We start from the raw sequence: 22,177 nt of genomic DNA, 5'->3' as shown, positions 1-22,177 counted from the left end.
GTGGTCCTACCCCCGTGCTTTCTACCTTGCACGGGGCCCATGGGTGCGATCGGCACCCGGCTTTCCCTGCGCCCTCTGAGTTCAGGGCGGCGAAGATCAAAGCAAAAGCTCGGACGGTCCATGTCGCGAGAATGCGGACGTATGACTCACGAGCGCGCAACACATTCGATGTCGTCCCGGCCTGGCGCGCAATTGCGCACGGGGCCCGGGACCCATGACCGCAAATGTTGGTTGCTGCGCGATGCCGGAACCACGAAGCCCTCTCACAACATCCGCTGCGGGGTGTGGGTCCTGGCTTTCGCCAGGACGACAATGCAGAGAGCCCGTGCTAGATCGGTTTCCCCGTGTACGGCATCGACGCCGTCAGGCCGCCGTCGACGGGGATGGCCTGGCCGTTGACGTAGGAGGCCTCGTCGCTCGCAAGGAACAGGCCCATTGCAGCGAGCTCGTGCGGCTGGCCGGGGCGCTTCAAGGGATTGAGCTGGCCGATCTTGTCCTGGGTGCCGCGCTCCTTGGCGCGATCGAACACCGGCTTGGTCATGCCGGTCTCGATCAGGCCCGGGCAAACCGCGTTGATGCGCACGCCGGTGCCGGACAGCGAGTAGGCGGTGGTCTGCACCAGGCTGATGACGCCGGCCTTGCTGGCGCCGTAGGGATGTCCGCTGGCGCCGGCCTTCAGGCCCGCGACCGAGGCGGTGCAGATGATCGAGCCGGAGCCTTGCCTGGTCATGTGCGGGATCGAATGCTTGATCGCAAGGAACGGGCCGATCAGGTTGACGCGCAGCACTTCCTGCCAGTGTTCCGGGGTCTGGTCGGCGAGCGGCACGAGGCCGCCGCTGACGCCGGCATTGGCCCAGATCGCATCGAGCTTGCCGTATGTCGCGAGCGCCTTGTCGATGAACGCCTTCACGTCGGCTTCCGAGCCCGCGTCCGCGCTGACCGCTTCGACGGTGCCGCCGGCATCGCGCACCAGCTTTGCGGTCTCGTTGACGCCGTCGGTGCGATCGACCGCGATCAGCTTTGCGCCTTCCCTGGTGAACAGCAGCGAGGCCGCGCGGCCGATGCCGCTTCCCGCGCCGGTGATGATGACGGATTTGCCTTCGAGGCGGCCCATGTTTTTCTCCCTGGTGACGTGATCGTCGCGCGTCTGCCGCGCGACGGAATTCAAACAAGATTTCAAACGTCCGAAGCACTTGAGACGATGTATGCTCTGACGTACAGCGACGAGGGACAGTATTGAAGGGCTCATCCGATGTCCAATGCAGACAAGCCGAAGACGACGGTGACGCGGTGGTGGTGGGTTCGCCACGCGCCGGTGCGCAGCGATGGCGGCAACATCTACGGCCAGGAAGACATCGACTGCGACACCAGCGACACCGAAGTGTTCGAGGCGGTCGCAAAGATCCTGCCGCGCAACGCGGTGTGGTATTCGAGCAATCTGAAGCGCACGCACAAGACGGCCAACGCGATCTGGGCCGCGGGCTTTCCGAAACCTGAGACGATGACCCAGGAGGCAGCGTTCGCCGAGCAGCATCTGGGTGAGTGGCAGGGCAAGAACCGCGCTGCTATTCTCGCCAGCCGTCCGCCCGGCAGCGCCTGGTTCGCCGACGTCAACGAGCCTGCGCCCGGCGGCGAGAGTTTCATGGATCTCTACACCCGTGTCTGCCGCGCCATCGTGCGCATCACGGCCGCGGAAGCCGGCAAGGACATCATCGCCGCCGGCCATGGCGGCGTGATCAAGGCCGCCGTCGGTCTCGCGCTCGGCGGACAGCCGGAGCGGGGACTCTCGTTTGACGTCGAGAACGTCTCGGTGACGCGGCTCGATCATTTCGCCGCACCCGGCGTGTCGACATGGCGGTTGCCGATGGTGAACCAGCAGCCCTGGATATCGGATCCGCGGCACGCGGCGATGCATCAGCCTGCCGGGCCCGAAGTGAAGCTCGCATGATCAACAGACCGGTCCATCACAGAATCCAACACCTCACACCTGGGAGAGAAACATGACCTTGTTCGACATGAAGGGAAAAGTTGCCGTCGTCACCGGCTCGACGCGCGGCATCGGCCGGGCGATCGCCGAGCGCATGGCGGAGCACGGCGCCAAGGTCGTGATCTCCTCGCGCAAGGCCGACGTCTGCGAGCAGGTGGCCGGCGAGATCAACGGGAAGTTCGGCAAGGGAACGGCGGTCGCGATCGCCGCGAACATCTCGTCAAAGGAAAACCTGCAGAACCTGGTCGACGAGAGCAACCGCGCATTCGGCAGGATCGACGTGCTGGTCTGCAACGCAGCGTCGAATCCGTACTACGGTCCGCTCGCCGGCATCTCCGACGACCAGTTCCGCAAGATTCTCGACAACAACATCGTCGCCAACAACTGGCTGATCTCGATGGTGGTGCCGCAGATGATCGAGCGCAAGGACGGCTCCATCATCATCGTGTCCTCGATCGGCGGCCTCAAGGGCTCGACCATCCTCGGCGCCTACGCGATCTCGAAGGCGGCCGACATGCAGCTCGCGCGCAACCTCGCCTGCGAATACGGCAAGCACAACATCCGCGTGAACTGCATTGCACCGGGCCTGATCAAGACCGATTTTGCCAAAGCGCTGTGGGACAATCCGGACAACCTGAAGGCCTCGACCGCGCGCTCGCCGCTGCTGCGCATCGGCGTGCCGGACGAGATCGCGGGCTGCGCGGTGTTCATGGGATCGCGCGCTGGCGACTTCATGACCGGCCAGACCGTGGTGATCGACGGCGGCGCCACGATCAGCTGATGGCGGGAAGTCATTCCGGGCGCGCGAAAACGCGAACCCGGAATCTCGCGCACCGGTCTCGAGATTCCGGGTTCAGCCCTGCGGGCTGCCCCGGAATGACCAATTACTCCACCGCCGCATACACCCCGTTCCGCACCAGCGAGCGGAAATATTCGCGCTGGCCCGGGCCCTGCATCATGAAGACAGCGATCAGATCTTCGCTCGGATCGATCCAGAAGAACGTCCCGGCCATGCCGCTCCAGAAGAACTGGCCGAGCGAGCCCATGAAAGGCGCGATGCCCTGATGGGTGCGCACGGCGAAGCCGAGGCCGAAGCTGTGGCCTGCAGGCACCAGGGTGCCCTGGATCTTGACGTCGGCGCCGAGATGATCGGATGCCATCAATTGCAGCGTCTTGCGGCCGATGATCCTCACGCCGTCGAGCGAGCCGCCATTGAGCAGCAACTGCGCGAAGCGTGCATAGTCCATCGTGGTCGAGACCAGCCCGCCGCCGCCGGATTCCATGGCGGGCTTCTCCAGCATGTTGAAGAGCTGCACCTTCTCCTTGCTCCAGGGATCAGTTGCGAACGCCTCCGCCAGGCGGCCGGCATTGGCCTCGGGCGTATGGAACGCGGTCTCGGTCATCTGCAGCGGAGCGAGGATGCGCTCGTTCAGGAAGGCGCCAAGCGTCTGGCCGCTGACGACCTCGATGATTCGGCCGAGGATGTCGGTGGAACGGCTGTAGTTCCACTCGGCACCGGGCTGGCAGATCAGCGGCATGCCGGCGAGCATTGCGGCGTGCTCGGCATTGGTGATCTTGCGGCTGCGCAGCCGCGATTGCTGGTAGAGCCGCTGCACCATGCTGGTGCCGGTGTGGTCATAGGTAAGTCCGGAGGTGTGGCGGAGCAGGTCCTGGATCGTCATCTGCCGCCTGGCCGGGACGAGCTCGAGTTCGCCATTGTGCTCGACGCCGACCTTGGTCTCGGAAAACTCGGGAATGAATTTCGCGACGGGATCGCTGAGCAGGAAGTGGCCGTCCTCCAGCAGCATCATGATGCCGATGGAGACGATCGGCTTGGTCATCGAGAAGATGCGGAAGATGGTGTCATGCGCCATCGGCGCGCTGGCCAGCGGGTTCTGCCGGCCGATCGCGTCGAACCAGCCGATCTGGCCGCGCCGCGCCACCAGCACCGTCACGCCGGGTGTGGCCCCCTTGTCGACCTCGCGCTTGAAGGTATCGCTCATCCCTTGCAGCCGCGCGCTCGACAGCCCGATCGCTTCGGGTTTGGCGAGGGGGAGGGACGGAGTTTTCAGGCTGGCGGCGTGCTTGCTGGCGGTCTGAGCGTTCATGGTCTCTCCCTCGGTCTTGGTTATTGCGGCGGGCCGCCGGCGGGCGGTGAAGGGCGAACTCTGGCGCAGAAGCTCTGCAATGAACAGGAGGTTCACCGCTTCGCCCTTGCAAACCGGCCATGCCCTGTGCTTGAAACGGCGCGAACCGGCGGCGACGCAGGTTCCCTGCAGGAGTGTAGCTCAATTGGTAGAGCACCGGTCTCCAAAACCGGGGGTCGCAGGTTCGAGCCCTGCCACTCCTGCCAGCTTTTATCAAACAATTTGAATGGGTTGGCTGAGGCTTTGAGCTCCGGCCATGATCATTTTCGCTCACTTGATGAGCATGCGGCCGGAAGGCCAAAACCATAACAATGACGGCAAGCACATTGGGGAGGGACACATGAGCGGAGATCTCGCAGCCACCATCGAGCACGCACGCGAGCACAGCATCGGTGATCTGTTGCGCCGGTCTGCGCGGCGCTATCCGGCCAAGACTGCGCTGATCTGCGGCGAGGTGAGCTGGACCTTCGCGGAGATGGACGCGATCTGCAATCGTCTGGCGCGCGGGCTCGGCGATCTCGGCATCGTCAAGGGCGACCGCGTCGCGGTGCTGTCGCGCAACTCGCACGCCTTTGCTGCCCTCCGCTTCGCGGTGGCGCGGCTCGGCGCGATCCTTGTGCCGATCAACTTCATGCTGAATCCCGACGAGATCAATTTCATCCTCGCCAATTCCGGCGCGAAGCTGCTAGCGGTCGGGCCCGACTTCGTGGAGACGGGACGCGCCGCGGCTGCCAAGGGTTCCGCGGTCGAAAAGCTGGTCTGGTTGCCCGGTGAGGATCCGGCCACAGCGCCTGACGGCATCAAGGCCTTCGACGGCCTGCTGTCGAGCGACGCCTCGGCGCCCGGCGTTTCGGTCGACAGCCGTGACCCCGCGCAGATCATCTACACCAGCGGCACGGAGTCGCTGCCGAAGGGCGCGATCCTCACGCATGAGGCCGTGATGTGGCAGTATGTCAGCTGCATCATCGATGGCGGCATGGCCGTCGATGACAATGTGCTGCATGCGCTGCCGCTTTATCACTGCGCGCAGCTCGACGTGTTCCTGGGCCCCGCGATCTATCTCGGCGCCACCAGCCTGATCACAGGCAAGCCGGTCGCCGACAATATCCTGGCGCTGATCGCGGCCCACGGGATCAACGCGTTCTTCGCGCCGCCGACGATCTGGATTTCGATGCTGCGCTCGCCGCTGTTCGATCGCACCGACCTGTCGACCTTGCGCAAGGGCTATTACGGCGCCTCGATCATGCCGGTCGAGGTGCTGCTCGAATTGCAGCGCCGGCTGCCGGAAGTGAAATTCTGGAACTTCTACGGCCAGACCGAGATTGCGCCGCTCGCGACCGTGCTGGAGCCGGCGGATCAACTGCCGAAGGCGGGTTCGGCCGGCAAGCCCGCCATCAATGTGGAGACGCGGGTGGTCCATCCCGACATGACCGACGTCGCCGTCGGGGAGGTCGGTGAGATCGTGCATCGCTCGCCGCATCTGTTGTCCGGCTACTACAACGATCCGGCCAAGACCGCGGCCGCCTTCGCCGGCGGCTGGTTCCATTCCGGCGACCTCGCGACCGTGGATGCCGACGGCTACATCACCGTGGTCGACCGTGTGAAGGACATGATCAAGAGCGGCGGTGAGAATGTCGCGAGCCGCGAGGTCGAGGAGATGATCTACCGGCTGCCTGCAGTGTCGGAGGTCGCGGTGGTGGGCCTGCCCGATCCGCGCTGGATCGAGGCGGTGACTGCGATCGTGGTGGTCAAGGCGGGCGAGAGCCTCGATGCCGATGCCGTCATCAGGCACTGCGCTAGTGCCATGGCCCATTTCAAGGTGCCGAAGCAGGTCATCTTCGTCGACAGCCTGCCGAAGAACCCGAGCGGCAAGCTGCTCAAGCGCGAACTGCGCCAGCGCCATGCGGGCAGCGCCACCCTCGACCAGGCGGTGCAGAAGAGCTTTGCCGGATAAGGGGAATCGGGCGAACGGGCGCATTGGGGGATACCGGCCGACTAAGCCCTTGATTCGAGGAGCTCAGTTCCCGCCGGCCGGGGCAAGGGGGAGACGGGGCGTCTTGACGTTTGGCCCTCGCCGCAGTAGATACCCCGCACTCGCAGCCGGCCCGCTTTGATCGCGGATATCCGGCGCGGCCCGAATTCCCCGAACATTCGAGCTCGTTCATCGGCTCAACCTTCCAAACGAGGGCTGGGACCTTGCGATCGGCTGTTCGGATTCCTTGAAACTTTGCAAATCGTCCTGTGACGGACGCGGACCCAACGATGGCTTTCAGCCCGTTCAAATTCCTGCAGGAAGTGCGCTCGGAGACCGCCAAGGTCACCTGGCCGACACGCCGCGAGACGACCATCACCACGATCATGGTGTTCGTGATGGTGGCGCTGGCCTCGATCTTCTTTTTCGCCGCGGATCAGCTCATCCGCTACCTCGTCACCCTGATACTGGGTATCCACTGATGAGCACTGCAACTCAATTGATGGACAAGCGCTGGTACATCGTTCACGCCTACTCGAACTTCGAGAAGAAGGTCGCGGAATCGATCCGCGAGCAGGCGAAGCAGCGCGGGCTCGAAGAGCTGTTCGAGCAGGTGCTGGTGCCGACCGAGAAGGTCACCGAGGTGCGGCGCGGCCGCAAGATCGACGCCGAGCGCAAGTTCTTCCCCGGCTACGTGCTGGTGAAGATGAAGCTGACCGACGAGGCGTTCCACCTGATCAAGAACACCCCGAAGGTGACCGGCTTCCTCGGCGCCGAAAACAAGCCGATGCCGATCTCGGAAAACGAGGCCATGCGCATCCTGCACCAGGTGCAGGAAGGCGTGGAGCGGCCGAAGGCGTCGGTGTCGTTCGAGATCGGCGAGAATGTGCGCGTGGCCGACGGCCCGTTCGCCTCGTTCTCGGGCGTGGTCGAGGAAATCGACGAGGCGCGCTCGCGCGTGAAGGTCGCGGTGTCGATCTTCGGCCGCGCGACCCCCGTGGAACTGGAATTCGGTCAGGTCGAAAAGGTGGTCTGACCGGACGGCGCGGGGTATATCCCTCGCGTCAGATGAGGCCGTGGGAGGGAGGAGGCGGTCGCCAGCCCCTTCAACCGAACCACGGAACCTGAACCCGCCGGCATCGTCCGGCCCAACAGGAGTACTAAATGGCAAAGAAAGTGACCGGATACCTGAAGCTTCAGGTCCCGGCCGGTGCGGCGAATCCCTCGCCCCCGATCGGTCCCGCGCTTGGTCAGCGCGGTCTCAACATCATGGAGTTCTGCAAGGCGTTCAACGCCCAGACCCAGAAGGAAGAGAAGAACACCCCGATCCCGGTGATCATCACCATCTATGCGGACCGTTCCTTCACCTTCGAGATGAGGACGCCGCCGATGTCCTACTTCCTCAAGCAGGCCGCCAAGATCCAGTCTGGCTCGAAGGCGCCGGGCCGTGACAAGGCCGGCAAGGTGACCAAGGCGCAGGTGCGCGAGATCGCCGAGAAGAAGATGAAGGACCTCAATTGCGACACCATCGAATCGGCCATGAAGATGGTCGAGGGCTCGGCCCGCTCGATGGGTCTGGAAGTTGCGGGGTAACGGGTCATGGCAATCGGAAAGCGTTTGAAGAAGGCCCGTGAGGGCGTCGACCGCGAAAAGCTCTATCCGCTCGCGGATGCCATCAAGATGGTCAAGGAGCGTGCCAAGTCGAAGTTCGACGAGACGATCGAGATCGCGATCAATCTCGGCGTCGATCCCCGTCACGCCGACCAGATGGTCCGCGGCGTGGTCAACCTGCCGAACGGCACCGGCCGCACGCTGCGCGTCGGTGTGTTCGCCCGAGGCGCCAAGGCCGAGGAGGCCAAGGCTGCAGGCGCTGACGTGGTCGGTGCCGAAGACCTGGTCGAGAAGGTGCAGGGCGGCGCGATCGATTTCGACCGCTGCATTGCGACCCCCGACATGATGCCGCTGGTCGGCCGCCTCGGTAAGGTGCTCGGCCCGCGCGGCATGATGCCGAACCCGAAGATCGGCACCGTGACCATGGACGTCACGTCGGCCGTGAAGGGCGCCAAGGGCGGCTCGGTCGAGTTCCGCGTCGAGAAGGCCGGCATCGTCCAGGCCGGCATCGGCAAGGCCTCGTTCTCCGAGGACAAGCTGGTCGAGAACGTCAAGGCGCTCGCGGACGCGGTCGCCAAGGCGAAGCCGGCTGGCTCCAAGGGCACCTACATCCAGCGCGTGGCAGTCTCCTCCACCATGGGCCCCGGCGTGAAGGTCGAGCCGGGCACGATCCTCGGCTGAGGTCTTCCGGTGATGAGATAAAGAAGGGCGGGATCGGGCAACCGGTTCCGCCCTTTGTTTTGACAGGCGAAGCATCTCGCAGGAAACAACAAGAATGCCTGACAAGATCCTGATCTATTCCCGGTTTCCGAAAGCCGAACTGGTCCGCTTCGGCGAGCGCTACATGCTGCTGAATGCCGCCGGCAAGCGGCCGACCGAGATGTTCCCGGCGGATGAGCTTGCCGGAATCCGGGCGATCATCACCGCTGGCGGCACGCCGCTCGGCGGCGAGGCGATGGACATGCTGCCGAGCCTTGGCGCCATCATCTGCTACGGCACGGGCTACGAAGGGATCGATCTGGCCGCCGCCGCGAAGCGCGGCATCGCCGTGGGCCACAGTCCCGGTGCCAACGCCTCGTCGGTCGCCGACATCGCCGCCATGCTGATGCTGGGGGCGGTCCGCCGGCTGCCGGTCGCCGACAATTACGTCCGCAGCGGCGATTGGGTAGGGAGGGTGCCGTCACCGATGATGCGGCCGCAGGCCGGCATGCGCGGCCGCAAGGTCGGGATCTTTGGCCTCGGAGAGATCGGCCGCAAGATCGCCGCACGTGCCGCCGCCTTCGAGACGGAGGTCGGCTATTTCAGCCGCACCAGATACGACGTGCCCTACCATTATTTTCCCAATCTCGAGGCGCTCGCCGACTGGTGCAGCATCCTCGTTATAGCGGTCCGCGCCGGTACGGAGACGGTCGGCATCGTCAATGCCGACATCCTGCGCCGGCTCGGCAACGGCGGCATTGTCGTCAACATCTCGCGCGGTTCCGTCGTCGACGAAGCCGCGTTGGTCGCGGCCCTGACCGACCACACCATCGCGGGCGCCGGGCTCGACGTGTTCGCCCGGGAGCCGCACGCCCCCGACGCGCTGACCGCGCTGCCGAATGTGGTGCTCACGCCGCATCTCGGCGGCCACACACTGGAGTCGCACGTGGCGATGCAGGATTGCGTGCTCGCCAACCTCGAAGCGTTCTTCGCCGGCAAGCCGCTGCCTTACCGGGTGAAGGGCACCTGACCGGAACCGATTGGACGGGGAACCGGTTCCCTGCGGCTAGCTTGAACTGGTCTGAATTTTGCTCTTGGCAAGTCGACCGGGAGCGGCTACATAGCCGCTTCCGGGCGTGCTGGCACTTGCTGGCATGTCTGTGCTCGCATTCCGAAAACCCGATACGATAGGAGATCATTCCTTTCCGCATGCCCGCAAGGATGCTCGAAAGGAAGGAGACCTTATCGCCTCAAGCGGAATGGGAGCAGGGGCCTTCAGCATGCTGAAGTGCCTCGATCCTGTCCAAGACTGCAGGCGCCCGCGAGAACTTAGCGTTTTCAACGGCTTAATCGCATGGCCTGCATAGACGGGTGAAGACCGGATTTCGCATTCCCTGCTGCGATCGCATCGCGGCTGGATGCTGGTTTGGTTCGAACCTCGACACCCCAGGGTCGCAAGGCTCTGGGAGGGCAGGCTTCTAATTGTCGTCTTGCCCGACATGTCCTTGGGACGCGAGTCCTGAAGGCCAGGTTTTGGGTGGGACGACGGGTGCAACCCGGCGGTCCTCCCAATGCGGAACGGCCGCCAACCGGAAAGAGCTTGCTGTGGAACGAGCGGCAAAAAAAGAGTCGGTCGAACAACTCAACGGGGTCTTCAAGACCACGTCGGTTGCGATCGTTGCTCATTATTCCGGCCTCACCGTGGCCCAGATGCAGAAGCTGCGCATGCAGATGAAGCAGGCGGGCGCGTCGGTGAAGGTCTCGAAGAACCGTCTCGCCAAAATTGCTCTTGAAGGCACTGACGTCGCTTCCATCGGTTCCCTGCTGAAGGGACCGACCGTGATCGCAACTTCAAACGATCCGGTCGCGGCGCCAAAGGTTGCCGTCGAATTCGCCAAGGCGAACGAAAAGTTCGTCATCCTCGGCGGTTCGATGGGCAAAACCGTCCTGAATGTCGACAGCGTGAAGGCGCTCGCCTCACTGCCGTCGCTCGACGAACTGCGCGGCAAGATCGTGGGCCTCATCGTGGCGCCGGCGACCAAGCTCGCTCAGCTCTCCAACGCGCCCGCGGCCAAGCTCGCACGCGTCATTCAGGCTCATGCCTCAAAGAGCGAAGCGGCCTGACCCCTTCGCTAATCTCAAACCTGGTTCGAACCAAACGTTTAAGGAAACAGATCAATGGCTGACTTGCAGAAAATCGTCGACGACCTCTCGAGCCTCACCGTGCTCGAAGCGGCCGAACTCGCCAAGCTCCTCGAAGAAAAGTGGGGCGTGTCCGCCGCTGCCGCCGTCGCGGTGGCCGGCCCGGCCGCTGGTGGCGCTGCCGCCGCTCCGGCTGAAGAGAAGACCGACTTCACCGTCGTGCTGGCTGCTGCCGGCGAAAAGAAGATCGAGGTCATCAAGGAAGTCCGCGCCATCACCGGCCTGGGCCTGAAGGAAGCCAAGGACCTCGTCGAAGGCGCTCCGAAGCCGGTCAAGGAAGGCGTCAACAAGGACGAAGCCGACAAGATCAAGGCCCAGCTCGAGAAGGCTGGCGCGAAGGTCGAGCTCAAGTAATGCGCGATCCGGGAGCGCCATCTGGCGCTCCCGGACCATGCAGACGGCGCGCGGCAGGTTGTCGCGTGGCGCGCCGGACACAAGAATGTGTGGGGATTCGTAGACTTAACCCTCGAATCTCCATATTGCCTTCCCATATCGGGATGGCAGCGGAAAAATACGGTCGGCGGCGGGAGCGGCAGGGTTCCCGGTGGAAGCCGTTGGGAGACAGTCAGATTTCGGGCTTTTTCAGTCCGTGAAGCGGAGAGTTGTGACGGGCGGGTGCAGTGATGCGCCCCGCGCGTCGTTTTGCGTTTTGAAGGCTGCGGGGCTGCGCTCAAGGATTTAATTCCTGAAGCAGGTCCTGGTTCCTTCGGGACGATTCGAAATTCAACCCGGTGCCGATGGCAGTCGGTGTCCGGAAGGTTCGCCCTACAAGGCGACGAAAATGAGAGGCCACGATGGCGCAGCAGACATTCACCGGTCGCAAACGCGTACGCAAGTTCTTCGGTCACATCAAGGAAGTCGCAGAGATGCCGAACCTCATCGAGGTTCAGAAGGCGTCCTACGACCAGTTCCTGATGGTGGATGAACCGACGGGCGGGCGCCTCGACGAGGGCCTGCAGGCCGTGTTCCGTTCGGTGTTCCCGATCTCGGATTTTTCCGGCACCTCGATGCTCGAATTCGTTCGCTACGAATTCGAGCCGCCGAAGTATGACGTCGACGAGTGCCGCCAGCGCGGCATGACCTTCGCTGCGCCGCTCAAGGTGACGCTGCGCCTGATCGTGTTCGATATCGACGAGGAAACCGGTGCCAAGTCGGTGAAGGACATCAAGGAGCAGGACGTCTACATGGGCGATATCCCGCTCATGACGATGAACGGCACCTTCGTGGTCAACGGCACCGAGCGCGTCATCGTCTCGCAGATGCACCGTTCGCCCGGCGTGTTCTTCGACCACGACAAGGGCAAGACCCATTCGTCCGGCAAGCTCCTGTTTGCCGCGCGCGTGATTCCGTATCGCGGATCCTGGCTCGACATCGAGTTCGACGCCAAGGACATCGTGTTCGCGCGCATCGACCGCCGCCGCAAGATTCCCGTGACCTCGCTGATGTACGCGCTCGGTCTCGACGGCGAGCAGATCCTGTCGACCTTCTACAAGAAGATCACCTACAAGCGGACCAAGGAAGGCTGGCGCGTGCCGTTCGACGCCAACCGTTTCCGCGGCTATTCGACCGTCAACGACCTGGTCGACGCCGACACCGGCAAGGTGGTGCTCGAGGCCGGCAAGAAGCTGACCGTGCGCCAGGCGCGTCAGCTTCAGGAGAAGGGCCTGAAGGCGCTGCGCATGTCGGACGAGGAACTGGTCGGCAATTACCTCGCCGAGGATCTCGTCAATCCGAAGACCGGTGAGATCTACGCCGAAGCCGGCGAGGAGATCACCGAGAAGTCGCTCAAGGTGCTGAACGAGCAGGGCTACAAGGAACTGCCGCTGCTCGACATCGACCACGTCAATGTGGGCGCCTACATCCGCAACACGCTGCATGCCGACAAGAACATGACGCGTGAGGACGCGCTGTTCGACATCTACCGCGTGATGCGTCCGGGCGAGCCGCCGACGCTGGATTCGGCGCAGGCCATGTTCCAGTCGCTGTTCTTCGACGCCGAGCGCTACGACCTGTCCGCGGTCGGCCGCGTCAAGATGAACATGCGCCTCGAGCTCGATGCGCCCGACACCCATCGCACGCTGCGCAAGGAAGACATCCTTGCGGTCATCAAGACGCTGGTCGACCTGCGCGACGGCAAGGGCGAAATCGACGACATCGACCACCTCGGCAACCGCCGGGTGCGCTCGGTCGGCGAACTCATGGAGAACCAGTACCGCATCGGCCTGCTCCGCATGGAGCGCGCGATCAAGGAGCGCATGTCGAGCGTCGATATCGACACCGTCATGCCGCAGGATCTGATCAACGCCAAGCCGGCGGCCGCGGCGGTGCGCGAGTTCTTCGGCTCCTCGCAGCTGTCGCAGTTCATGGACCAGACCAACCCGCTGTCGGAGATCACCCACAAGCGGCGCCTGTCGGCGCTTGGCCCGGGCGGTCTGACCCGCGAGCGCGCCGGCTTCGAGGTGCGCGACGTGCATCCGACGCATTACGGCCGCATCTGCCCGATCGAGACGCCGGAAGGTCCGAACATCGGCCTGATTAACTCGCTGGCGACGTTCGCGCGCGTCAACAAGTACGGTTTCGTCGAGACGCCCTATCGCAAGATCAAGGATGGCCGCGTCACCGACGAGGTGGTCTATCTGTCGGCGATGGAAGAGGGCCGCTACCGCGTCGCGCAGGCCAACGTGCCGCTCGATGCCAAGGGCCGCTTCACCGACGATCTGGTGGTCTGCCGTCACGCCGGCGAAGTGCTGCCGGTGACGCCGGACAAGGTCGACTACATGGACGTGTCGCCGAAGCAGCTGGTTTCGGTCGCTGCGGCGCTGATCCCGTTCCTCGAGAACGACGACGCCAACCGCGCGCTGATGGGCTCGAACATGCAGCGCCAGGCGGTGCCGCTGGTTCGTGCCGAGGCGCCGTTCGTCGGCACCGGCATGGAAGGCGTGGTCGCCCGTGACTCGGGCGCTGCGATCGCCGCACGCCGTTCGGGCGTGATCGACCAGATCGACGCCACCCGCGTCGTGATCCGCGCCACCGAGGATCTCGATCCGACCAAGTCGGGCGTCGATATCTACCGGCTGATGAAGTACCAGCGCTCGAACCAGTCGACCTGCATCAACCAGCGTCCGCTGGTGAAGGTCGGGGACGTCGTCAAGAAGGGCGACATCATCGCTGACGGTCCGTCGACCGATCTCGGCGAGCTCGCGCTCGGCCGCAACGTGCTGGTCGCGTTCATGCCGTGGAACGGCTACAACTTCGAAGACTCGATCCTGCTCTCCGAGCGGATCGTGAAGGACGACGTCTTCACCTCGATCCACATCGAGGAGTTCGAGGTGATGGCCCGCGACACCAAGCTCGGCCCCGAGGAAATCACCCGCGACATTCCGAACGTCTCGGAAGAAGCGCTGAAGAACCTCGACGAAGCCGGCATCGTCTACATCGGCGCGGAAGTCCGCGCCGGCGACATCCTGGTCGGCAAGATCACGCCGAAGGGCGAGAGCCCGATGACGCCGGAAGAGAAGCTGCTGCGCGCCATCTTCGGCGAGAAGGCCTCCGACGTCCGCGATACCTCGCTGCGCGTGCCTCCGGGCGTGCAGGGCACCATCGTGGAAGTCCGCGTGTTCAACCGCCACGGCGTCGACAAGGACGAGCGTGCGCTGGCGATCGAGCGCGAGGAGATCGAGCGTCTGGCCAAGGACCGCGACGACGAGCAGGCGATCCTGGACCGCAACGTCTACAACCGCCTCGCCGAGCTCCTGGAGAACCGCCAGGGCATCGCCGGTCCCAAGGGCTTCAAGAAGGATACCAAGATCACCCGCGCGGTGCTCGACGAGTATCCGAAGTCGCAGTGGTGGCTGTTCGCATCGCCGAACGACAAGCTGATGGCCGAGATCGAGGCCATGCGGAAGCAGTACGACGAGTCGAAGAAGGGCCTCGAGCAGCGCTTCCTCGACAAGGTCGAGAAGCTGCAGCGCGGCGACGAGCTGCCGCCCGGCGTGATGAAGATGGTCAAGGTCTTCGTCGCGGTGAAGCGCAAGATCCAGCCCGGCGACAAGATGGCCGGCCGTCACGGCAACAAGGGCGTGGTGTCGAAGATCGTTCCGATCGAGGACATGCCGTTCCTCGAGGACGGCACCCATGCCGACATCGTGCTGAACCCGCTCGGCGTGCCCTCGCGCATGAACGTCGGCCAGATCCTGGAGACGCATCTCGGTTGGGCCTGCGCCGGCCTCGGCAAGCGCATCGGCCAGACCATCGACGCCTACTATCAGAGGCAGGACCTCAAGCCGCTGCGCGAGACCCTGAAGAAGATCTACGGCGAGGATGAAACCATCAAGTCGCTGAACGACAGCGAGCTGCTCGAGCTCGGCCGCAATCTGAGCCACGGCGTGCCGATCGCCACTCCGGTGTTCGACGGCGCCAAGGAAGCGGACATCGAGGAGATGCTGAAGCTTGCCGGCTTCGACGCCTCCGGCCAGTCGACCGTCTATGACGGTCGCACCGGCGATGCGTTCGATCGCAAGGTGACGATGGGCTACATCTACATGCTCAAGCTGCACCACCTCGTGGACGACAAGATCCACGCGCGTTCGATCGGTCCGTACTCGCTCGTCACCCAGCAGCCGCTGGGCGGCAAGGCGCAGTTCGGCGGCCAGCGCTTCGGCGAAATGGAGGTCTGGGCGCTCGAAGCCTACGGCGCCGCCTACACGCTGCAGGAGATGCTGACCGTGAAGTCGGACGACGTCGCCGGCCGTACCAAGGTGTACGAGGCGATCGTGCGCGGCGACGACACTTTCGAGGCCGGTATTCCGGAATCGTTCAACGTGCTGGTCAAGGAAATGCGCTCGCTCGGCCTCAACGTCGACCTGCACAATTCCAAGGTGGGACCGGCGTCGACGTCGGAAGCGGCCGAGTAACGCTGAAAGGTTTCATGTCCGGCGCCGAGATGCGCCGGGCATTCGCGCTCCGCCCGGACGTTGAGCGGGGCGCGCCGAAGAGAATTTTCGAATTTGCTGCCGGTGACGATCGGCACGCGAGGAGAAGACCATGAACCAAGAAATTATGAATCTTTTCAATCCGACGACGCCGGCCCAGGTCTTCGACCAGATCCGGATCTCGATCGCGTCCCCGGAGAAGATTCTGTCGTGGTCCTACGGCGAGATCAAGAAGCCGGAGACCATCAACTACCGCACGTTCAAGCCGGAGCGTGACGGCCTGTTCTGCGCGCGCATTTTCGGGCCGATCAAGGACTACGAGTGCCTGTGCGGCAAGTACAAGCGGATGAAGTACAAGGGCATCATCTGCGAAAAGTGCTCGGTCGAGGTGACGCTGTCGCGCGTCCGGCGCGAGCGCATGGGCCACATCGAGCTGGCCGCGCCGGTCGCTCATATCTGGTTCCTGAAGTCGCTGCCGTCGCGCATCGGCCTCCTGCTCGACATGACGCTGAAGGATCTCGAGCGGATCCTGTACTTCGAGTATTACGTCGTGCTCGAGCCGGGCCTCACCGCGCTGAAGGACCGTCAGCTGCTGTCGGAAGACGAGTATCTGAAGGCGCAGGACGAGTACGGCCAGGATTCCTTCACCGCCATGATCGGTGCGGAGGCGATCCGCGAGCTGCTCAAGGGTCTCGAGCTCGAGAAGCTCGAGCAGCAGCTGCGTGCCGACATGGCCGAGACCGACTCCGACATCAAGCACAAGAAGCTCGCCAAGCGGCTGAAGATCGTCGAGGCATTCCGCTTCTCCGGCAACAAGCCGGAGTGGATGATCATGACGGTCGTGCCGGTGATTCCGCCGGACCTGCGTCCGCTGGTGCCGCTCGACGGCGGCCGGTTCGCGACCTCCGACCTCAACGACCTGTATCGCCGCGTCATCAACCGCAACAACCGCCTGAAGCGGCTGATGGAGCTGCGCGCGCCTGACATCATCATCCGCAACGAAAAGCGCATGCTGCAGGAGGCCGTCGACGCCCTGTTCGACAACGGCCGCCGCGGTCGCGTCATCACGGGTGCCAACAAGCGCCCGCTGAAGTCGCTCGCAGACATGCTGAAGGGCAAGCAGGGCCGGTTCCGCCAGAACCTGCTCGGCAAGCGCGTCGACTATTCAGGCCGTTCGGTGATCGTGGTCGGTCCCGAGCTGCGCCTGCATCAGTGCGGTCTGCCGAAGAAGATGGCGCTCGAGCTGTTCAAGCCGTTCATCTATTCTCGGCTCGACGCCAAGGGCCTGTCCACCACGGTGAAGCAGGCCAAGAAGCTGGTCGAGAAGGAGCGTCCGGAGGTCTGGGATATCCTCGACGAGGTGATCCGCGAGCATCCGGTGCTGCTCAACCGAGCGCCGACGCTGCATCGCCTCGGCATCCAGGCCTTCGAGCCGGTGCTGATCGAGGGCAAGGCGATCCAGCTGCATCCGCTGGTCTGCGCCGCCTTCAACGCCGACTTCGACGGCGACCAGATGGCCGTACACGTCCCGCTGTCGCTCGAGGCGCAGCTGGAAGCGCGCGTCCTGATGATGTCGACCAACAACATCCTGCATCCCGCGAACGGCCAGCCGATCATCGTGCCGTCGCAGGACATCGTGCTCGGCCTCTACTACGTCTCGATCATGCGTGAAGGCCTGCCCGGCGAGGGCAAGCTGTTCGGTGACATGGCCGAGCTCGAGCACGCGCTGCACTCGAAGGTCATCCACCTCCACACCAAGATCAAGTACCGGTGGGAGGGCGTCGGCGAGGACGGCAAGCTGGGCAAGCGCTGGATCGAGACCACCGCGGGCCGCGTCATGCTCGGCAATCTGCTGCCGAAGAGCCCGAAGATCTCGTACGACATCATCAACAAGCTGATGACCAAGCGCGAGATCTCCGGCGTCATCGACCAGGTCTATCGTCACTGCGGCCAGAAGGAGACGGTGATCTTCTGCGACCGCATCATGGCGCTCGGCTTCTACAATGCGTTCAAGGCCGGCATCTCGTTCGGCAAGGACGACATGGTGGTGCCGCACGGCAAGTGGAAGATCGTCGACTCGACCCGTACGCTGGCGAAGGATTTCGAGCAGCAGTACAATGACGGTCTGATCACCCATGGCGAGAAGTACAACAAGGTCGTCGACGCCTGGTCGAAGGCGACCGAAGAAATCGCCAAGGCGATGATGAAGGAAATCTCCGCCACCAAGAAGACGGCGAGCGGGGCCGATGCCGACATCAACTCGATCTACATGATGGCGCACTCCGGTGCGCGTGGTTCGCCGGCGCAGATGCGCCAACTCGCCGGCATGCGCGGCCTGATGGCCAAGCCGTCGGGCGAGATCATCGAGACGCCGATCATCTCTAACTTCAAGGAAGGTCTGTCGGTGCTCGAGTACTTCAACTCGACCCACGGCGCCCGCAAGGGCCTCGCGGACACCGCGTTGAAGACCGCGAACTCCGGCTACCTGACCCGTCGTCTGGTCGACGTCGCGCAGGACTGCATCATCACGCAGTCCGATTGCGGCACCATGCTCGGCATCAAGATGCGCGCCATCGTCGACGCCGGCACGGTCGTCGCCTCGCTCGGTTCGCGCATCCTGGGCCGCACGGCCTGCGAGGACGTGCGGGATCCCGCCACCAACAACGTGATCGTCAAGCGCGACACGCTGATGGAGGAGACTCACGTCGATGCGATCCAGCAGGCCGGCATCCAGGAGGTGAAGATCCGCTCGGCGCTGACCTGCGAGCTCGTCAACGGCATCTGCGGCAAGTGCTACGGCCGCGATCTCGCGCGCGGCACGCCGGTCAACCACGGTGAGGCGGTCGGCGTCATCGCGGCGCAGTCGATCGGCGAGCCCGGCACGCAGCTGACGATGCGCACGTTCCACATCGGCGGCGCGGCGCAGCTCAACGAGCAGTCGTTCATCGAGTCGAACTTCGACGGCAGGATCGTGATCAAGAACAAGGCCATCGCCCGCAACAGCGAAGGCCAGCTGATCGCGATGGTGCGCAACATGGTGGTCGCGATCGTCGACGCCGACGGCGCCGAGCGTGCGACCCACCGCATCCAGTACGGTTCGCGCATGCATGTCGACGAGGGCGACACGGTCAAGCGCGGCCAGCGTATCGCCGAGTGGGATCCCTATACCCGCCCGGTGCTGACCGAGGTCGAGGGCACGATCGGGTTCGAGGACCTGGTCGAGGGCCAGTCGATCTCGGAAACGCTCGACGAGTCCACCGGTATCGCCAAGCGCGTGGTCATCGACTGGCGCACGACGCGCGGCGGCTCGGACCTGCGTCCGGCCATCGTGGTCAAGGGCAAGGACGGCAAGGTGATGAAGCTCGCGCGTGGCGGCGATGCCCGCTACATGCTGTCGGTCGACGCCATCCTGTCGGTCGACGTCGGCGCGAAGGTGATGCCTGGCGACATCCTGGCGCGTATCTCGACCGAGAGCGCCAAGACGCGCGACATCACCGGCGGTCTGCCGCGGGTGGCTGAACTGTTCGAGGCCCGCAAGCCGAAGGACGCGGCGATCATCGCGGAGACGGCGGGCACCATCCGTTTCGGCCGCGACTACAAGAACAAGCGCCGCATCTCGATCGAGCCTCTCGACAAGACCGAGGAGCCGCGCGAGTACCTGATCCCGAAGGGCAAGCACATCCACCTGCAGGACGGCGACGTCGTCGAAAAGGGCGACTTCATCGTCGAAGGCAACCCGGCACCGCACGACATCCTGGCGATCAAGGGCATCGAGGAACTCGCTGCCTATCTGGTCAACGAAATCCAGGAGGTCTACCGGCTGCAGGGCGTGCTCATCAATGACAAGCACATCGAGGTGATTGTCCGTCAGATGTTGCAGAAGGTCGAGATCACCGACCAGGGCGACACCGACATGATCTCGGGCGAGCAGGTCGACAAGATCGAGTTCGACGCGCTCAACGCCAAGGCCAAGGAAGAGGGCAAGAAGCCCGCCACGGGGACGCCGGTTCTGCTCGGCATCACCAAGGCGAGCCTGCAGACCCGCTCCTTCTTCTCGGCGGCGTCGTTCCAGGAGACCACGCGCGTGCTCACCGAGGCCGCCGTCAACGGCAAGGTGGATCCGCTCGAAGGCCTCAAGGAGAACGTCATTGTCGGCCGGCTGATCCCGGCCGGCACCGGTGCCTCGATGGCGCGGATCCGCGAGGTTGCGGTCAAGCGCGACAAGCTGATCCTCGACGAGCGCGAGAAGCAGCAGGCGGCGATCGTGCCGACGGCCCCGGAAGCGGAGCCGCTGGCGCTGCCGCCGGCGGAATAGGCACCCGCAAGAATACGGTGAATAGCGGGAAGGCCGGCTTTTGCCGGCCTTTTTGCTGCTTTCTTTGCCTGCTGCGGTGCAGGGACGCAATTTGTTCATCTTCCCTTCAGGCAAAAAAGCGCTTTTGCTGGGGTGACTTACACCGGCCATTTGCAGAGCCGGAGACGACGGAATCCATATGCTTGACTTGGCTATCGTTGGCGGCGGCCCGGGGGGGCTGATGAGCGCTTGGTACTTGAAGCGCAAACTCGGTGACCTCTGCCGCGTAACCATCTTCGAGGCGTCGAACCGCCTCGGAGGCAAGGTCGTCACGCGCAAATTCGAGTCCGCGCCGGCGATGTACGAGGCCGGCGTTGCCGAGATCTACGACTACTCGATGACCGGACCGGACCCGCTGCGCGAGCTGATCCAGCATTTCGGGCTGCAGACCATCCCGATGGATGCCGAACAGGTGCAGCTCGATGGCGAACTGCTGGCCGACGTTCCCGGCATGCGCCGCAAATACGGACCCAAGACCGCGGCCGCGATCGAGGCGTTCCGCAAGCGCTGCGCCGACCTGGTGTCGCCGATCGAATATTACGAGGGCGTCGGCGCCCACGACAACGAGCACCCCTGGGCCTACAAGACCGCCGAGCAGATACTCGACGAAGAGGTCGAGGACGCGACCGCCAAGCGCTTCTTCAAGGTGATGGCGCGCTCCGACATCGCGACCGAGAGCCACAACACCAACGGGCTCAATGCGCTGAAGAACTACGTGATGGACGTCGACGGCTATCTCGGCCTGTACTCGATCCAGAACGGCAATGAGCAGCTGATCGATTGCCTGCGCTCGGAAGTCGACGCCGACATCCAGCTCAACCATCGTGTCCTCAAGGTCGGCAAGGCCGCCGACGGCCGCTACCAGCTCAACATGATGAACGGCAAGGGACCGGAGACGCGCGACTTCGATCTCGTGCTGGTCTGCCTGCCGCATTCCTGGCTCGCCACGCTGCGCTGGGACGGCGAGGCGCTGCGCCAGTCGATGGTCAAGCATGTCGCCTACTTCGATCGTCCGGCGCACTATCTGCGCGTCTCGATCCTGTTCGACGAGCCGTTCTGGGGCGAGAGGATCCCGGGCGCCTGGTTCATGTCGGAGGCATTCGGCGGCTGCTGCGTCTACAACGAAGGCGCGCGCCACGACGTCGGCAAGCACGGCGTGCTGAACTGGCTGATCGCCGGCTCCGACGCGCTGGCCTTCGCCAATCTCGGCGACGAGGAGCTGATCGACGCCGCGCTGAAGTCGCTGCCGGCCTCGCTCGGCAACGCCCGCGCGCATTTCATGGAAGGCAAGATCCATCGCTGGCTGTCGTCGGTCAACGCACTGCCGGGCGGCCTGCCGGTGCGCGACGTCATGACCAATCATCGCCCCGAACCGAAGCAGCATCCGGGCCTGGTCGTGGTCGGCGACTATCTGTTCGATTCGACGCTGAACGGGCTGCTCGACTCCTCCGATGCCGCGACCGATATCATCGTCACGGAGATGATGCGGCTGCGCCGGGCACGCGCGCAGGACAAGGCGGAGTTCGCCGACAAGATCGACCGCGCCTATTTCGAGAACTATCGCGGCGTCGGCCCGTACGGTGAAACCTGGCGCCAGTTCAGCGACCCGGCCTATCTGATGGACCTGATCAAGACCGTCTGGGGCAGGGCGAAGGGCTACAAGCTCCTGGTCGCCGGCTCCGCCAGCGGCGAGCTGGTCGGCGCGCTGCGCGAGCGCGGCGTCGATGCCTGGGGCATCGAGAACAACCGCTACATCCACGGCAAGACGCCGAAGGCGCTGAAGAAGTACAACAAGCTCGGCTCGATCGCCGACATGCCGTTCAAGACGGACGAGTTCGACTTCGTGTTCGAGACGAGCCTGTGCCATCTCGGCGAGAAGCAGGTCGCGCGCGCGGTGCGCGAGATCAACCGCGTGGTCAAGACCGGCCTGCTGTTCGGCTCGGTGACCTCGGACATGGCGCCGGGGCTGATCGACCGTTACGACCTTCTGCACGGGGTGAAGAAGCTCGGCACCTGGTGGGAGTGGTCGGAGCTGTTCTTCAACAACGGATTCGACCTCTCGATGCATCGCCGCGACTGCACCGATGCGCTGTGGGAATTGACGCTCGCCGCCGGCAAGGGGCCGGGACAGTGGTACGCCGACTCCGACAGCCTGCGCTATTCCTTCTTCGACAAGGTCGAGGCCGACGACGATTAGCGTTACAGCTACGACTACGTCCGTAGCCGCAAGCGCTTTGCCGAATGCATCCTGATCGCGTAGGATCGCGCGGCGGC

General features: G+C 64.1%; 15 protein-coding genes and 1 tRNA gene. 14 read left to right on the top strand and 2 right to left on the bottom strand.

Features of this window, described 5'->3' with window-relative positions:
- Positions 1–328 precede the first annotated feature (328 nt).
- Complete coding sequence (locus tag JQ586_RS28160; RefSeq protein WP_212397883.1) at positions 329–1,114, bottom strand: SDR family NAD(P)-dependent oxidoreductase; 786 nt, start codon at positions 1,112–1,114, stop codon at positions 329–331.
- A 138-nt stretch (positions 1,115–1,252) separates the two neighbouring features.
- Between JQ586_RS28160 and JQ586_RS28155 the strand changes: the two genes are divergently transcribed.
- Positions 1,253–1,948, top strand: a complete 696-nt coding sequence (locus tag JQ586_RS28155) for a histidine phosphatase family protein (RefSeq protein ID WP_212397882.1) — start codon at positions 1,253–1,255, stop codon at positions 1,946–1,948.
- Positions 1,949–2,000: 52 nt separating this feature from the next.
- Positions 2,001–2,768 carry an SDR family NAD(P)-dependent oxidoreductase gene (locus JQ586_RS28150; RefSeq protein WP_212397881.1) on the top strand — a complete coding sequence of 256 codons (768 nt, stop codon included), beginning with the start codon at positions 2,001–2,003 and terminating at the stop codon, positions 2,766–2,768.
- 103 nt (positions 2,769–2,871) lie between these two features.
- On the opposite strand, the gene JQ586_RS28145 is transcribed toward JQ586_RS28150, so the two are convergent.
- Positions 2,872–4,095 (bottom strand): serine hydrolase, encoded by a 1,224-nt coding sequence (locus JQ586_RS28145; RefSeq protein ID WP_212397880.1) that lies wholly within the window; start codon positions 4,093–4,095, stop codon positions 2,872–2,874.
- A 169-nt stretch (positions 4,096–4,264) separates the two neighbouring features.
- Here JQ586_RS28145 and JQ586_RS28140 point away from each other — a divergent pair.
- From JQ586_RS28140 to JQ586_RS28085, 12 genes are all read left to right on the top strand, one after another.
- Positions 4,265–4,340: transfer RNA gene (locus JQ586_RS28140), tRNA-Trp, on the top strand.
- A 134-nt stretch (positions 4,341–4,474) separates the two neighbouring features.
- The gene (locus JQ586_RS28135) at positions 4,475–6,088 is read left to right on the top strand and encodes an acyl-CoA synthetase (protein WP_212397879.1); all 1,614 of its coding nucleotides are present in this window, start codon (positions 4,475–4,477) and stop codon (positions 6,086–6,088) included.
- A gap of 308 nt (positions 6,089–6,396) precedes the next feature.
- Positions 6,397–6,588, top strand: coding sequence for a preprotein translocase subunit SecE (secE, locus tag JQ586_RS28130; RefSeq protein ID WP_212397878.1), 192 nt, complete (start codon positions 6,397–6,399; stop codon positions 6,586–6,588).
- A 20-nt stretch (positions 6,589–6,608) separates the two neighbouring features.
- Entirely contained in the window at positions 6,609–7,142 is a 534-nt protein-coding gene (gene nusG, locus JQ586_RS28125) for a transcription termination/antitermination protein NusG (RefSeq protein ID WP_050625731.1), read from the top strand.
- A gap of 128 nt (positions 7,143–7,270) precedes the next feature.
- Positions 7,271–7,699 carry a 50S ribosomal protein L11 gene (gene rplK / locus JQ586_RS28120; protein ID WP_212397877.1) on the top strand — a complete coding sequence of 143 codons (429 nt, stop codon included), beginning with the start codon at positions 7,271–7,273 and terminating at the stop codon, positions 7,697–7,699.
- Between the two features lie 6 nt (positions 7,700–7,705).
- Positions 7,706–8,398 (top strand): 50S ribosomal protein L1, encoded by a 693-nt coding sequence (gene rplA, locus JQ586_RS28115; protein ID WP_212397876.1) that lies wholly within the window; start codon positions 7,706–7,708, stop codon positions 8,396–8,398.
- Positions 8,399–8,492: 94 nt separating this feature from the next.
- On the top strand, positions 8,493–9,446 hold the full coding sequence (locus JQ586_RS28110; RefSeq protein ID WP_212397875.1) for a 2-hydroxyacid dehydrogenase: 954 nt from the start codon (positions 8,493–8,495) through the stop codon (positions 9,444–9,446).
- A gap of 575 nt (positions 9,447–10,021) precedes the next feature.
- Complete coding sequence (gene rplJ / locus JQ586_RS28105) at positions 10,022–10,540, top strand: 50S ribosomal protein L10 (RefSeq protein WP_212397885.1); 519 nt, start codon at positions 10,022–10,024, stop codon at positions 10,538–10,540.
- Positions 10,541–10,594: 54 nt separating this feature from the next.
- Positions 10,595–10,972, top strand: a complete 378-nt coding sequence (rplL, locus tag JQ586_RS28100; protein ID WP_212397874.1) for a 50S ribosomal protein L7/L12 — start codon at positions 10,595–10,597, stop codon at positions 10,970–10,972.
- A 440-nt stretch (positions 10,973–11,412) separates the two neighbouring features.
- Positions 11,413–15,531 (top strand): DNA-directed RNA polymerase subunit beta, encoded by a 4,119-nt coding sequence (gene rpoB / locus JQ586_RS28095; RefSeq protein ID WP_212397873.1) that lies wholly within the window; start codon positions 11,413–11,415, stop codon positions 15,529–15,531.
- A 130-nt stretch (positions 15,532–15,661) separates the two neighbouring features.
- Positions 15,662–19,864, top strand: a complete 4,203-nt coding sequence (gene rpoC / locus JQ586_RS28090; protein ID WP_212397872.1) for a DNA-directed RNA polymerase subunit beta' — start codon at positions 15,662–15,664, stop codon at positions 19,862–19,864.
- Between the two features lie 178 nt (positions 19,865–20,042).
- Positions 20,043–22,100 (top strand): FAD-dependent oxidoreductase, encoded by a 2,058-nt coding sequence (locus tag JQ586_RS28085; protein ID WP_212397871.1) that lies wholly within the window; start codon positions 20,043–20,045, stop codon positions 22,098–22,100.
- Positions 22,101–22,177: the final 77 nt, after the last annotated feature.

This window comes from Bradyrhizobium jicamae, assembly GCF_018130215.1.
Lineage (GTDB): Bacteria > Pseudomonadota > Alphaproteobacteria > Rhizobiales > Xanthobacteraceae > Bradyrhizobium > Bradyrhizobium jicamae_A.
The sequence above is the reverse complement of the archived record's forward strand: the minus strand, read 5'-3'. Positions and strand labels throughout refer to the sequence as shown.

Bases quoted from the DNA above. Each gene is read 5' to 3' on its own strand.
- JQ586_RS28160 (WP_212397883.1), bottom strand. From the start codon at position 1,114: ATGGGCCGCCTCGAAGGCAAATCCGTCATCATCACCGGCGCGGGAAGC.
- JQ586_RS28155 (WP_212397882.1), top strand. From the start codon at position 1,253: ATGTCCAATGCAGACAAGCCGAAGACGACGGTGACGCGGTGGTGGTGG.
- JQ586_RS28150 (WP_212397881.1), top strand. From the start codon at position 2,001: ATGACCTTGTTCGACATGAAGGGAAAAGTTGCCGTCGTCACCGGCTCG.
- JQ586_RS28145 (WP_212397880.1), bottom strand. From the start codon at position 4,095: ATGAACGCTCAGACCGCCAGCAAGCACGCCGCCAGCCTGAAAACTCCG.
- JQ586_RS28135 (WP_212397879.1), top strand. From the start codon at position 4,475: ATGAGCGGAGATCTCGCAGCCACCATCGAGCACGCACGCGAGCACAGC.
- secE (WP_212397878.1), top strand. From the start codon at position 6,397: ATGGCTTTCAGCCCGTTCAAATTCCTGCAGGAAGTGCGCTCGGAGACC.
- nusG (WP_050625731.1), top strand. From the start codon at position 6,609: ATGGACAAGCGCTGGTACATCGTTCACGCCTACTCGAACTTCGAGAAG.
- rplK (WP_212397877.1), top strand. From the start codon at position 7,271: ATGGCAAAGAAAGTGACCGGATACCTGAAGCTTCAGGTCCCGGCCGGT.
- rplA (WP_212397876.1), top strand. From the start codon at position 7,706: ATGGCAATCGGAAAGCGTTTGAAGAAGGCCCGTGAGGGCGTCGACCGC.
- JQ586_RS28110 (WP_212397875.1), top strand. From the start codon at position 8,493: ATGCCTGACAAGATCCTGATCTATTCCCGGTTTCCGAAAGCCGAACTG.
- rplL (WP_212397874.1), top strand. From the start codon at position 10,595: ATGGCTGACTTGCAGAAAATCGTCGACGACCTCTCGAGCCTCACCGTG.
- rpoB (WP_212397873.1), top strand. From the start codon at position 11,413: ATGGCGCAGCAGACATTCACCGGTCGCAAACGCGTACGCAAGTTCTTC.
- rpoC (WP_212397872.1), top strand. From the start codon at position 15,662: ATGAACCAAGAAATTATGAATCTTTTCAATCCGACGACGCCGGCCCAG.
- JQ586_RS28085 (WP_212397871.1), top strand. From the start codon at position 20,043: ATGCTTGACTTGGCTATCGTTGGCGGCGGCCCGGGGGGGCTGATGAGC.